This is a genomic window from Coleofasciculus chthonoplastes PCC 7420, from assembly GCF_000155555.1.
Lineage (GTDB): Bacteria > Cyanobacteriota > Cyanobacteriia > Cyanobacteriales > Coleofasciculaceae > Coleofasciculus > Coleofasciculus chthonoplastes_A.
The window spans coordinates 1-14,363 of sequence record NZ_DS989862.1 but is presented as its reverse complement, the minus strand read 5'-3'; the positions used below and the strand labels follow the sequence as shown (position 1 = coordinate 14,363).

Here is a 14,363-nt window from a genome sequence, read left to right as displayed (position 1 = left end):
GCACATCGTCACCTAATGACAAAGGACAGACAAATGACAAATGACTAATGACTAATGACTAACAAGACTATTTTCGCGGATGATATCGTTGAGCGACCCAACAAACTCTTGTTCCAAATAAGGCTTAGTAAAATACCCACTCGCCCCCAACTGCATCGCTAACCAGCGATGTTTTTGACTGCTGCGAGAGGTTAACATGGCAACGGGAACGCTGGACAATTGTGGATCTTGACGCCGTTGACTGAGAAACTCAAACCCATTCATATTCGGCATCTCAATATCACAAACCACTAACTGCACCGATGCACTTTGCTGCAACTGCTCGATCGCCTCTCGCCCATCCCGCGCTTGTAATACCCGAAAACCTGCCCGTTCCAGGGTTAGCGCCAAAGTTTGTCGCAACGCCACCGCATCATCGACAATCAAGATTGTCGGTACTTGCACCGTTCGGCTGGGAGTTGGGGTATCTTCTGAACCCATCGCCGTTTCCTCGGAAGCCACTTTCGGTACAGGCGTCGCCGTTGGCGTCGTTGCTCCATGGGCAAATTCCAACAGCGCAATCCCATCAATTACTGGAATCACACTCCCATCCCCCAAAATCGTGCAACCGTAGGTATAACTAGGAGGAGAAATCGCTGCGCCAAAAGGTTTAATCACCAATTCTTGTTCTGTCACCAGACGCTCCACTTCCACAGCAAATACCTGCTGATCCTGACGCAGCACCAACAGGGGTAATTGCCATGTCTCTGGTGCAGACACGGAACTTAAGGCTTGACTGGTAAGGCTTTCGGGTAAGGGGCGCTGATAGTCCAACAGTTCCCCTAATCGATAGGTTGGTACTAATTGTCCCCGCCAATGGAGAAACCGTTGCGCCCCGGATTTTTTCACTTGGTTGGCTTTGGGAATAATAATTTCTTCGATACTGTCCGAGGGTAACGCTAACACGGTTGTCCCGATAAAACAGACCAATAATTTAGCGATGGTAAGGGTTAAGGGTAGACGCATCGTAAACGTCGTCCCGCCTCCTGGTGTGGAGGTTACCGAAATTTTACCTTTTAGCGATCGCAACTGAGTCCGCACCACATCTAACCCCATCCCTCGTCCCGATAACTGACTCACTTGCTGGGCGGTGGAAAATCCTGGCTCAAAGATAAATCCCCACAAATGCGCCTCTGAGATTGTCGCCAATTGGTCACGGGATACTAATCCCAACTCAACCGCCCGACGTCCAATTCGCTCGGCATTTAACCCTTGACCATCATCCCGGACTTCAATAATTGTTTGACTTCCTTTGTGATACGCCCGAATCTCCATTTGTCCCGATTCCGGTTTTCCCCGTTGATGCCGGATCTCAGCAGCCTCAATTCCATGGTCAAAGGCATTTCTCAGTAAATGGAGTAACGGATCATAGAGCTTTTCTAACACCGCTTTATCAACCAGAACTCCTGTTCCGGTTAACTTCAAATTCACCCGTTTGTGATAGGTATTAGACAGTTCTCGTAATACCCGGGGAAACCGATTCAAGACTTCCCCAATCGGTAACATCCGCGCCCACATCAACTCATCCCGCAAGTGGTTGAGCATTTGACGCTGCTGTTCCGTGGTTTGATCGGATTTCTTGGCAAATAGGGCGATATCATCAACCGCTTCTTCAAGCTGCACCATCTCCTCTAAAATCCCTTGGATTTGGGAATAGAGAGCGCCGTAGCTATCCATTTCCAAGGAGTCAAAATCCGCTAATGTCTTCATCGTCACATCCGTGGAGCGATCCGAGTTCTGAAATCCCAGCGATCGCCCATTACCGCCTGGGGACATCGGACGAGCCATCGCCTCCACACCCGCCATCATCCCATAGCTGTACCGTTCCGGCGCAACCAGCATCTTATCTGATAAACTTTGCAATTTATTCACAATCTGCCCAAATCGCCCAAATCGATCCAGCAAGGCTCGCACAGAACCCTGTAATTGCTGATTCTGGAGGGATAAACCATTGCGGTTAATTGCTAATTCCCCAACCAAGTTATTCATTCGTTCCAGTCGATCTAAATCTACCCGCACGGATAGAGTCGGCGTGGGGGCGGGTGAACGGGGAGGAGTCGATGTAACGGGATTGTTGCTCGTCAGCTTATTGGATGAAGACGCGGTGAGAGTACGCTGATCCAATGGGTTGGATACCAACGAATTCCCCTGAAACAGGGTTAATTGCGACGCCTCTTCCAGGGCGGGAAGTTGATCAAAAACTTGCTCAATCGATTGAATCGCAACATCCAGGTTGATCGGTTCAGTCGGAACTAATGCAGAGGGTTCGGGTACAACATCCGCTTCGACTTCGGTGACAGTTTCGGGAGTTGCTTGGAGGTGATCCTCTATCTGGGCGAAGATAGAGATTTCCTGGTTAATTTCTTCTGTCTCTAAAATCTCCTCACCGTCAGACGTACCAAAAATATCGTCTAACGAGGGAATGGATAAGGGTGATTCTGCTGTGGCTGGCAGAGTATACGGTTCAGTCTCTTGAGAAAACAAATCGGCGAGTAAAGGAAGCGTTTCTGGTGACGCCGCGATCGCATCTTCCTCGACAAAGGCTTCAATTGGTTGCCCAACCGACTCTTCCATGTCCACCGAAACCTCGGTTGACGGTAGCCCCAATCCCCAATTACTTGCTTCCCACTCACCCGAAACTGTCGAAGTTGCTGGAGATTCAGCCAGGGCAATTAAAGCCTCAGATGGATTTCCTCCAGTTGTCTGTTCACCAGAGAGAACCGCTTGACGGCTGAGCTCAAAATCAGCTAAAGCTAATTGAGTAATCTCTACAACCCTGTCCGGGTGAACCTCTAACGCCTGTTGTGCCGTTTGTGCGATCGCGCCAAATCCGGGCAAGTTTAAGAACTCGGCAAATCCAGCAAACACTTCAAGTTGGGCGCGTAATTCTCCAGCTACTTCATAGTCTTGAGGATTCGCTACCACGGTAGCAAAACGTTCCAAGCCTTCAGCGACATCGACTTCAAAAATAGACACCGCCATATTGATCCCCAATTCAGCGGAACTGGGCATATAACTATCCGCCTGAGTCAGAGCATCTCCCAATCGTGCCTCAATTTGGTCAAAAATGGGAGTCCCCGTGGATATAGCCGCATCCGCGTCAAAGGAACCGGTGGTAATTTGCGATTTCAGCGGCAAACTCAGACAGTCATAAGCTTGCAGTAGTTTATTTTCTAGCTCAATGTCAATATCTACAGTATCACTATAAAGTGCCTTAAAGATATTTTCCAAGCGGTGAGCTAGAGTCGCGATTGCCTCTAATTCAACACTGGCTGCGCCCCCTTTTAACGAGTGAGCCGCTCGCATTAATTCATGAACTTTGGCAGTGCTGCGCTCATCTCTGAGATTTAATAACCCTGTTTCCAGGATTTGTAAAAGCTCCGGTGCCTCGGCAATAAAAAACTGATAGGCTTGGTCACGAATATCGGGATTAATTGCCATTTTTCATTAGTCCTTGGTCATTGATTCTTTGTTATTAGTTATTGAGTCTTGAACTTGCGCCTAGTTTGTAGTAAGCGCTTTAGCGCTTATAGCACTAAAGTGCCTACTACGAACCAAATAACTAATTCAACTTAAACTGACCCACTTCTGCTTGTAACGCTTGCGCCACTTGTCGGAGTTGTTCAAATGAGTACGATACATCACTCGCTCCTGTGGATGTTTGAGCCGCAATATTTGCCACTTTTGTCATTGTTTCCGTCACCGATTCAGAGGCTCGTGTCTGAATTAATGTGGCTTCGGTAATCGCTTCAACCAGGTCACTAATCTTGTTAGATACAGAGGTAATCTTGTTCAGCGAAGCACGAGTTTCATCCACGAGTTTTGTACCCATAACCACCTGTTCTGTCCCGGCTTCCATTGCCGTTACCACCTCGTTGGTTTCCGCTTGAATTGCCGCCACCAGCTTTTCAATTTCGCTAGTCGCATCAGCAGACTGTTGAGCCAGCGATCGCACTTCGTCGGCAACCACCGCGAACCCTCGTCCTTCTTCCCCGGCGCGGGCTGCCTCAATGGAGGCGTTGAGCGCCAGCAAGTTGGTTTGGGCGGCAAAGGTGCTAATCAGGTTAACAACCGTGGAAATCTTTTGTGACGATTCACCCAAGTGTTTGACTTTTTTCGCCGTTTCTGCTACCGTTTCGCGAATGGCGAGAATCCCGTCTACAGTACGGTTCATCGCCTGGTCTCCTTCTTGTACCATCTCACCCGCTTCTTGCACCGCCGTTAACGCTTGTTCGGCGTTTGCGGCAACCATTCGCACCGACTGAGCCATTTCCTGGGCGCGGTCAAGGGCGACGGAAATTTCTTCGGCTTGATGCAGCGCTTCTTCGGCTAGGGATTGTACCGCCACTTCATTACTGCTCGTGGTATCCGCCACTTGACTCGCCGCTGCTTGCACCTGGGTAACAATTTTCCGCAGGTTAGCAACCGTAGCATTATAAGAGTCTGCCACGGTACCGATTTCATCTTCGGTGACTCGTGCGCGAATGGTTAGGTCACCTTTACTAATCGGGTCTACCTCCTTGAGCAGTTCTAAGGCTCGCTGTTGCAACCCTTCTTTCAGTAGCCGCTGTTCTTCCGCCAGGTTTCGGGTTTGGTCAAGTAGGGTGAGTCGGTCAAGGGACAGTCGCATCTGGTCTGCTAAGCGTTGGAGAAAATCAATGTCCCCAGGTTGCCATTCGTGGGACTTTTGGCAGTGGTGAACGCTAAGTAAAGCAAAGGGTTGACCTTGCGACAGCAGTAAAACATCCAGGGTAGACTTAACTTCGAGATTTTCCATAAACTTCAACTGTTCAGCCGCTAACCCGGCGGTGGCAACATTCGTAATTGCCACAATCCCGTCATCACTGTGAGTCGCTAGCTGTTTGGGTGACAAGGGGGGATATTTGATATTGCTATTGAACGCATGAAACTGACCCCCAGTAACCGATTCAGCCGCAACCTCGCCGCTGCCATCGGTGTTCAGACGATAGACAATCACTCGGTCAGCTTTATAGATTTTGCGAGCATTGATCACGGCAATGTCGAAAATATCTTGAATCGCTTGGGCGTCAAAGGAACGGACACTGGTAATCTCTGCCAGCAAGTTTGCCTTTTCTGCTGCCAAGGTTTGTTCCTGCACCAAGCTGCCAATCTGTTGAGCCATCTCGTTAATGTTTTCACCCAAGACAGCCATTTCGTCTTCCCCAGCCACGTCTAGACGAGTATCCAAGTCTCCCTGACCAATTTTGGTCACCGCATCGGCTGCACTTACAATCGGGCGGGTCGCGCGGTTGGCAATGGCGGCGGCTACCGCTGATACGAGTAAAGCGGTGAGTGCGGTACCACTGGCTAGGGCAAGAAGTAACTGTCTTTGGGGTTCAAACGCAATCTTGGTGGGTGTGGCAACAGCCGCGCTCCAGGGTAGTTTTTGCACCCCTTCAAGTTCGTGTAAGGGAGCATAAGCTAACAAGTCTTGACTGTTATCAATCGTGTCAGTTGTCAGCGTACTTCCTGGTGTACCTGCGGTTTTCAATTGCTCAAAATCAGTAAACACTTCTGCCGCATTCTTTTGCTGCTTCTCTGGCTGGTTGGATACGAAAATTTCAGGCGTTTCTTCAGACAAGTCAATTAAGTGGTATTGGTCTCCGCCAGCACCGAAATTGGAAATCAGGTCATCTAGAGCTTCTACAGGCATACGAGAGCGGATAGTGCCAATTAGCTTACCTGTGGCATCTTTCACAGGTGCAGCCGTGTGAATCACAAATTTGCCAGTGGATTCAGAGATGGTGGGGTTTGCAATATAGGGTCCATCCAGTTTCAGGGCGGCTTGAATGTATTCGCGATCGCTGTGATTCGTTAGAGGATCTCCCTTCGATTGCACAATTACATTGCCCTTGAGATCAAACACAGCAATACTGTCATAGATTTTGTAAAAATCGACGTAGTTGTCGAGAGTGGCTTGTTTTTGAGCCAGGGTTGTTGATTCAGCCAGTTTTGGATCAGTGAGAATTTGCAAATTTGCCAGAATCTGAATATCCCCGTACCGTTCCCGCATGAAGCGAATCACCTTATCTTCAATACCTTCAGCACGAGCGATTTTTGCGTTAGCAATTTCTCGAACAATTGCGTTGTCAGCAAAATAGTAGGCGGTGATTCCGGTTACCAGTACGGGCAACGTACCAATAATGATTGCCAATGCGGTGGCTTTATTTCGTAGATTTAGCCGTTGCCACCAAGAGGTTGATGACTGTGGTTTGGGAATGGTTTGAGTCTTTGCCTTGTATCCTCCCCCATCAGGTTCTAGTCGTTTGAGAGCGTTTGAGGTTTGAGTAGAAAGGCTGTGATCAGAGAGGGGATAATCCTTGAGTGCTGAACCATTATCATTCGGTGTCAGCTTGGAAGTAGCACCGTTATTATTTGTGGAGTTTGTATTAGATGATGTTTGAGTCATGATATGAACCTCATCGTTGAACATCAATAGGGTACGAGAGATACTACTCAACTCATCCGCAAGCCAAAATAAAGCCTTGCGTTGGGTTAAGCAATACCGAATAGTGCTATGAAATTAAGCGGAATTTTTGGGGTTATATTTGTCAGCCGTCGTCAATTGGCAGCGATGGAATTTTGAGGAACTAATCTTTCAGTGTCATCAGTATCACTAACCTCTCACTCCCCTACTCCCATCTTTCCAATAAATCTGTGAAATCAGTGTTTTGACAAATGACAAAATTTACTGAATTTTGGGCATGGCTTCGGTAATAGCTGTGCCATCGAGAACGGCTAACATCTCACCACTGGATTTCACCCAATATCCCCGCAAAAAAGGAGCAAGTTCGGGAGTGACGGGAGCAGAAGGTGGGGATTGAATCCCATCGGGGTTGCACCACTCCATATCTTCGACACGGTTAACCACAAGTCCCAGCATCTGGCTTTTGACTTGGGTGGAGTTGTGCGATGAAGAACGAGTATGTAACACAATTGCGGTGTAGTTGGAAACCCCCGTTATCTGCTGATACCAAGGCGTGAGTCCCACTAAATGTCCGATATCCACCATCCAGAGAATCTCACCCCGCCAGTTATACACACCCATCACCCAAGCAGGTGTATGAGGAATGGGTACAATCTGACCAATCGGAATATACAACACTTCCGTCAACTGTCTAACTGACAACAAAGCCGTTGTATCGGGTAGCAGATGAAACCGCAAAAATTGTTCTGTGTTGCTAGCTACAGACGCAGGCGATCGCGGCTGGATCTGCATGGACGATGATAAGCGGTTTTGAGTTGATAAAGTGTCAGACATGGTAAGGAAACGTTTTGTTTGTAGTAGGCACTTTAGTGCCTTTTGCTTGACTTACCAGCACTAAAGTGATGACTACGAACTGTTTTGTTTGTAGTAGGCACTTTAGTGCCTTCTGCTTGACTTATTAGCACTAAAGTGATGACTACGAACCGTTTTGTTTGTAGTAGGCACTTTAGTGCCTTATCCTTGACTTATTAGCACTAAAGTGATGACTACGAACCGTTTTGTTTGTAGTAGGCACTTTAGTGCCTTATCCTTGACTTACCAGCACTAAAGTGCTGACTACGAACTGTTTTGTTTGTAGTAGGCACTTTAGTGCCTTATCCTTGACTTATTAGCACTAAAGTGCTAACTACGAACCGTTTTAATTAGGGGCGAATAAGCTGTTTAACTGTTCGGACAAGCTCATTTTGATCCACGGGTTTAGCCAGGTAAGCATCTGCTCCTTGTTTCATGCCCCAAAATTTATCCATTTCGCCTCCTTTTGTCGAACAAATAACGACAGGAATATTGCTAGTTTCAGCCGCCGTTTTTAATTCACGGCAGACTTCAAAACCACTGCGACCCGGTAGCACGATGTCTAAAATAATCACATCCGGTTTTTGCGTGCTAATTTTAGCCAAAGCCTCTTCGCCACTATGGGCAACCAAGACATTGATACCACCTTGCTGTAAGCAACTGGTAATAATTTGCATATCCGTTGAGGAATCTTCAACAACTAGAGCTGTTCCCATGGTAATTACCTAATGAATACAAACGAAATTGGTCAATGATAGTTAGTGTTCGCTTCAAGTTCATTCATCGTATTACTAACTCTGAACGATGAAAAATCAATAAACACCCTGTTTGATATGTTTGTGGAGTACCGTGAGCAAATTCCTGGAATTTAAAGGTTTGCTCAAGAAATCCGAGGCTCCAACAAATTTGGCGTGAAGTCGATCCGCTGCCCCATCTTTTCCGGTTAAAAAGACAATCGGCGTGTTTTGGAAACAGGACAGTTTGCGTAATTGAGTACAAAGCTCATATCCGTTGACATTTGGCATCACCAGGTCTAAAAAGATTAGATCAGGTTTGCGTACCAAAAGAGTGGGAATGGCTCGCAAGGCATTTTCTACACCAAGAAATCGGTAACCTGCCGCCCCGATTACTTTTTCCATGGTGTGAATCACCCAACGACTGTCATCTACACAAGCAACCAGGGATTGAGTTGAGGTTGCGTTTGCGCTTGTGAGCGGTGTTTTCGGCACATTCGCTTTTCCAGAAGTGGGAGTAATACCCGTGGGATAAGCTTTAACCTTCTCTTTCCCTGGCTCTAAGACGCGCCGTGGCAAGACTTGCCGTGGCGAGACGTGCCGTGGCTCGTCTCTACATTTTTCTCTGCTTTCCTGCTTGTCAGCACCAACATTTTCTCTATTCCTTACCGTATTGGGAGTGGGTGTTGGTAAATCGGGAATATTAGTCAGTTCTACCCAGCCTGATTTCAGGTAAGGCATTAATGCTTGAGCAATGTCCCCAACATGCCGACGCTGTTTTACGGCTAAGTCACGTAATGTATGGTGTCCGTCGAGTAAGTTAGTTAATGTTTGGTAAACCTCGATGGAACGGTTGTTTCGTAACTGTTCCGGTTGTTTAATAACCGGAGCTTGATTGGGAGAATACTCCCCAAGCTGGGCATTGTGCCAAGTTTGCCACAACAATTGGACTTGTGCGATCGCCTGATTAATTTCAATCAAAACCAGTTTCGTCGGTAACGAATAATTATGCTGGATTTGATGGGTTACTTGCTTCGCTTGCGCCAGATCGAATACAACCTCAGTCAGCACCGCACGAATCATATTGGCGGCTTGTTCGGGAGTGATTCGTCGTTGCTTGACCCATAAACACAATAGCTGATAGTCCCAGCATTTTTTCACATTGATACTGGCAAGATCACGCCCAATTGTGTCAGGATGAGTCAAAACTTGAGGGCAGTGAATGGCTAAATTACGTTGCCACCGTCTCACAGGATGAACTCCTCCTGTGGCATAAAGGATACCGCCTAGGTGTAAAAAAAAGATCCATTGGTGTCCCCTTAGATCGTTCAACACCAGTTCACCGCTAAACTGAAATCGCTGCAAGGTTCTAAGAGACCGAACTTGCTCTAGGGAAGAGAGCGTTGGAGTTGAGATTACAGAGGGAATTTGTCTAGCCGTCATCGGTTTTTTGCTATGACTAAGGGTTTAACAAAAGCCGGAAATGTCTAATAATGTCGGTGTTTTATACCCGCGTTAGACTTCAGTCGCTTTTGAAGGGAACATCACCCTGAAACCTTAGTTAGACAAAGTTTTTTCGTCTAAAAAAGACTATCTTTGCCAACTCTCAGAAGATTTTGAAATTTCTCTATCAGGGAACTAAACAGGAGTGCAATCACTACAGAACTCTGAGCGATATCAGACCTAGAATTGTAGATGCTGGTCTGATGAATGAACATCCTGTATCCCTACAATTAAGCTTGGAGTTCTTCAGCGTTATGCAATGAAGCCGTTAGCGCATTCAGTCATCCAAAACCTTAGAGATTCAAAATTAGTCAATCGCGAGTGGTAGAAGTCCCTACTTGGTTCAACTCTTTTTGGGGAGAATTAAAATGTGCAGTTGGTTGGTTTAGCACGTTTGACTCCTGATCGATCAGAGTTGAGTTTTTCGGCGTTGTCTTACACGTTAGACAACCTGTAATACAGGCTAACTTACTTCCGTATGTTTGTCTAGAGGACTCGGAGATGAATTGACTATTTTAGGTAATTTTTCGACAAAGCTTTACAAAAGACTCAGTTTCCTAAAGTTCAGATTAGTCCTGAGTCATAATTGCTTTAGAAATACTAGGTAAATTAACTCAATCTATAATTCCCCTTAACCTTGACCATTGGTTTCACTAGCGGGGCAGACTCACGGCATGAAAGAAGTAAACTTTTTATCTATTCAAGATATTATTTATAATTCAACAACATGGGAATCTTGAATTATTCTTGCTCGGTGTATTATTAATATATCTTTACATTAAACGATAAAAAAATGGGTGAAATTACTGATATAGCATAAAGCAGAAGAATGACTAATGACCAATAACGAAATTTGAGTGTGTAGGGGCGGGTTTAGGGACTTCGCGCAAGCTGTTAATGATAACCTTTGGTTCAAAACCCGCCCTGACTATGTTTTACGACATCTAACCTTCGCTTAAATTCATTTGACCTCGAAATCCTGTAACAATGCGACTACCATCTTTAAGGATATGAATCTCCATTTGATCAGATGCCCAGGTGATTTGGTCTTTTAATGCGGGATTAAATACACGAACGCGCTGATTTCGAGAGGAGACGGGTGAATCAGGGGAATTAATAGCCAAGGATTCCACAAAGGGACCATCAACTAAAATATCCAGTTGTCCTAATAACTCTTGTGCGCCTGGAGGAGCATCAGGTGATTGCAGTTCCCCTAAAGTAAATCCACTAAATGACATGACATTTAACCCCGCCGCTTTGAGCTTCTTGGCTAACTGCGCTAGGGCTGGTGCTTGCCAAAAGGGTTCTCCACCCGAAAAGGTGACGCCTTGATTATGGGGATTGGACAAAATTTTATCCGCTAATTCATCAACAGCAATTAACTGGTTAATTTCAAAAGACCAGGATGCTGGATTGAAACAGCTTGCACATTCTCGGTTACACCCTTGCACCCAAACCACAGCGCGACAGCCAGGACCATTTACTTCTGACTCGTCAACGTATCCCATAATATTTAGATATCCAGGAGGAATATCATTTGTTATTTGTCCTTTGTCATTGGTCATTGGTCATTTGTCCTTTGTCAAAGATTTCCACAACGCTTTCACTCAGTCGGGGCGGGTTTAGTTGCATCTGGGTGAGGTCAGAAACGATAATAGTGAAACCCGCCCCTACACCCTTCAAAACCATGCCCGACTAGCGAAGCGAAGGATCAATACTCAAAACGTAGTCAGGGCGGGTTTTGAACAAAACGTTATCATTAACAGCGAGATGAAAGTCCCTAAACCCGCCCCTACAAACGTGCCATGGCACGCCTCTACACTCAACGTGGAGCGCATCGAACAGGGATACTGGTCGCATCTTGTATTTTAGCGGCAAAGGCTTTTAAGACATCCCCACTAACTTGTTTTAATTGTTGTACAGGATAGGGACGTGATTCTGTCGGGGTATGATTACCACGTCCATCCAGTTGATGGGTTAAGGGTTTAGGGCGGGTGGGGGTGTTGAGTTGAATTTCATCGGGATGTAGCGATCGCACTAACTGCATATAAGTGTCTTGACTAAGCTGATTCGGTGGGGTTAACAGCATCGTTTGTATCCCTATATGTCCTGGATATCCCTGACGAAATTCCTGGATACCTGTCCAGATTTTCTGCCAATCGACTTCCATGACAGGACGATTGACACGCTGTAGTTGATCAAGATTCACCGCATCGAGTTTAACCGAGACTTTATCCGCCAGGGATAACGCCGCCTGCACGTCTCGATCACCTAATAGCGTGCCATTTGTCAAGACTAAGACAGGCTTGTGAGTCATTTCCTTAACCTGGGAAATAATCTCCGCCAGGTTGAGGGCTAGAGTGGGTTCGCCATTACCACTGAGGGTTACCACATCTACATCCCAAGGGGCAAAGGCGTGTAACTCTTGGATAATTTTTTCGGTAGGGACAAAAACGTGACGTTGGCTGGTGCGAACTTGAATTTCCCCTAACTGACAATAGACGCAGTTAAATGAGCAAGTTGATTGGAGTCCAATGGGATCAATACCCAGCGATTGCCCGTAGCGCCAAGATGTCACTGGACCATAAACGGAGGTGAATGTGGCGGTTGATTGAGTGGTCATAATTTTCCTCCCGTATTAGACGGGGAGTCCTCACATCGGTTGCAATGAGAAGTTTTCTCTATTGTCTCTCGGTTTTTTTCGTGCCGCTACTCAGTCGCCACAGTTTGCCATTCTAATATGACCACTGAGGGAACACTCAGGCTGGTTGTGCGATCGCCCTTCATCGGTAGAGACAGCGTAACCCCTATAGACGTCGGCAATTCAGATAACACGTCCTTGATATTATACTCGCCCACATTCGCCCCTGGGGATTGGTCGGCAAACAAATCCTCAGCCTGCAAAACTTTACCTGTATTCGTCATAATCTTTAAAGGTTGGGGGTGAGCAAATTCTGCCACCCCAGGAAAACCAACCAAACGCAGGTTAATGTCTTTAGCTTCACCTGCTTTCACCCGTTTGAATAATACAACTTGCCAAGATTGACCCGTTTCATCTTGCAAGGTATGGCGGGATTGATACAGCATTTGTCCGGGGGCTTCTTCGATTTGGCGGATAGAAGCGACGGCTGAGGGAGGGGTGAGGCTTCCCCAACCGATAACCATCAGCAGGACAAATGCACCCAGTAACAGTAGCCTCGATAGCCATCGCCGCATCCCACACCAGATAGGGATTTGGGAGTTTGAGTTTTTAATTTTTAATTGTGCCATTTTTGATTTGTTCAAACAACTGTCCCAGAGACGCCATTGAGAGTTTCCCGTTGCCCAGAACCGATTAACCCTGGATTCTGTTCAAATTTAGTCCGTGCCATCTTAGACGGTAGGTTATCTGCATGGGCTGATTCACTCTGTATATGAATATATACCCAATAAGTTATTTTGAAAATAGGTATAGGGACATTCATACCCCCTTTGCTCAAATCAGGGAAGTTCAGTGTCAAAGATGTTCATCGTTTATTGTGCTAGCGAAGCGAGAAGCCAGCTACATCGTCCTTGGAACTCTACTAGGTAATGAACGATATAGCAGGTTGGCAGTGTCGCGAGTTAGTAGAGGTAGTCCACTTGGTCAGCATTGCGCTATCCTAAAAGGAGTTAGCCCGGAAAAGAAAGATAAAGACTAGGAGGAAGGTATTATAGCTAACAAAGACAAGCAACGAATCAACCGTCAAATCAAGTCTCCTCAGGTTCTCTTGATTGATCATGAGAATAACAATCGCGGTTTGACTGATACTCGTGAGGCTCTACAACTGGCGAAAGATGTAGGTCTGGACTTGGTGGTAGTCTCTGAGCGTAAAGATGCTCCCGTGGCAAAAATTTTGGACTATGGGAAACATCAGTACCAACAAAAGAAACGCCAACGCCAAAGCTCTAAACCAACGCTCAAGGAAGTGAAACTGCGTCCCAATGTAGGCGAGTCTGATTACAGCTTACGCATCAATCGAGCTGTTGAATGGTTGAGCAAAGGCGATTCTGTAAAGTTTCAGGTGCGTCTGCGGGGTCGGGAACATCAACATCGCGATCGCGCCACAGAATTGCTAGAGCGTGTGGTGTCTGATCTGGGTGAAGTTGGCAAAGTTCAGTCTTTTGATCGACGGGCACTGGTTGTTCAGATCGTTCCATCCTAGCTTTAACCCAAGGTGGTTGGTGAGATGAGTGCTTAATAAGCGTGGCATTCATCCCAGATTAGTGTTAGGGTGTAGAAAACGTTCCTACTATCTGCTAATGTCTAATCGCCCCCAACATATTTCAAACCTTAGCGGGATATGAGGTGATCAGCATTGGGTTAACCTGATAAAGGTGAGCTAGTGGGATGTTGAACTTAGGAGGAAAGTCTTATCGCTAAGAAACAAAAACAACTGATTAACCATAAAATCAAATCACCTCAGGTTTTGTTGATTGACCATGAAAACAACAATCGTGGCTTGACAGATACCCGTGAGGCGCTACAAGTCGCTAAAGATGCGAGTCTGGATCTAGTCGTCGTCTCTCAACGTAAAGACGCTCCCGTGGCAAAAGTTTTAGACTATGGGAAACACCAATACCAGCAGAAAAAGCGCCAACGCCAGAGTTCCAAACCAACACTTAAGGAAGTCAAGTTGCGTCCCAATGTGGGTGACTCCGATTACGGCTTACGCATCAAAAGAGCGCTTAATTGGTTGGATAAAGGTAATTTAGTCAAGTTTCAAGTGCGCCTGAGAGGGCGAGAACATCAACATCGCGATCGCGCC

10 protein-coding genes are annotated in these 14,363 nt (G+C 46.4%); 2 read left to right on the top strand and 8 right to left on the bottom strand.

Translation table 11 applies throughout. The annotated features are described in order from the left end of the window. Positions 1-51 precede the first annotated feature (51 nt). From MC7420_RS25565 to MC7420_RS25530, 8 genes are all read right to left on the bottom strand, one after another. The gene (locus MC7420_RS25565; protein WP_006104160.1) at positions 52-3,480 is read right to left on the bottom strand and encodes a hybrid sensor histidine kinase/response regulator; all 3,429 of its coding nucleotides are present in this window, start codon (positions 3,478-3,480) and stop codon (positions 52-54) included. A gap of 121 nt (positions 3,481-3,601) precedes the next feature. Then, the gene (locus MC7420_RS25560; RefSeq protein WP_006104166.1) at positions 3,602-6,469 is read right to left on the bottom strand and encodes a methyl-accepting chemotaxis protein; all 2,868 of its coding nucleotides are present in this window, start codon (positions 6,467-6,469) and stop codon (positions 3,602-3,604) included. 279 nt (positions 6,470-6,748) lie between these two features. Continuing rightward, positions 6,749-7,321, bottom strand: coding sequence for a chemotaxis protein CheW (locus MC7420_RS25555; RefSeq protein WP_157453327.1), 573 nt, complete (start codon positions 7,319-7,321; stop codon positions 6,749-6,751). 368 nt (positions 7,322-7,689) lie between these two features. Then, complete coding sequence (locus tag MC7420_RS25550) at positions 7,690-8,055, bottom strand: response regulator transcription factor (protein WP_006104153.1); 366 nt, start codon at positions 8,053-8,055, stop codon at positions 7,690-7,692. A 96-nt stretch (positions 8,056-8,151) separates the two neighbouring features. Beyond that, a complete protein-coding gene (locus tag MC7420_RS25545) occupies positions 8,152-9,516 on the bottom strand; it encodes a response regulator (protein ID WP_006104123.1) in 1,365 nt (454 codons plus the stop codon). 1,004 nt (positions 9,517-10,520) lie between these two features. Further along, the gene (locus MC7420_RS25540; protein WP_006104108.1) at positions 10,521-11,141 is read right to left on the bottom strand and encodes a 4Fe-4S single cluster domain-containing protein; all 621 of its coding nucleotides are present in this window, start codon (positions 11,139-11,141) and stop codon (positions 10,521-10,523) included. Between the two features lie 257 nt (positions 11,142-11,398). After that, positions 11,399-12,199 carry a radical SAM protein gene (locus MC7420_RS25535; protein WP_006104122.1) on the bottom strand — a complete coding sequence of 267 codons (801 nt, stop codon included), beginning with the start codon at positions 12,197-12,199 and terminating at the stop codon, positions 11,399-11,401. Between the two features lie 86 nt (positions 12,200-12,285). After that, positions 12,286-12,846, bottom strand: coding sequence for a DUF3122 domain-containing protein (locus MC7420_RS25530; RefSeq protein WP_006104192.1), 561 nt, complete (start codon positions 12,844-12,846; stop codon positions 12,286-12,288). Between the two features lie 419 nt (positions 12,847-13,265). Here MC7420_RS25530 and infC (MC7420_RS25525) point away from each other — a divergent pair, with 419 nt between their 5' ends. Both infC (MC7420_RS25525) and infC (MC7420_RS25520) read left to right on the top strand, forming a co-directional pair. Next, the gene (infC, locus tag MC7420_RS25525; protein WP_083799175.1) at positions 13,266-13,760 is read left to right on the top strand and encodes a translation initiation factor IF-3; all 495 of its coding nucleotides are present in this window, start codon (positions 13,266-13,268) and stop codon (positions 13,758-13,760) included. Positions 13,761-13,970: 210 nt separating this feature from the next. Beyond that, positions 13,971-14,363: translation initiation factor IF-3 (infC, locus tag MC7420_RS25520; protein WP_083799180.1), on the top strand; the 393-nt coding region annotated here is incomplete at its 3' end.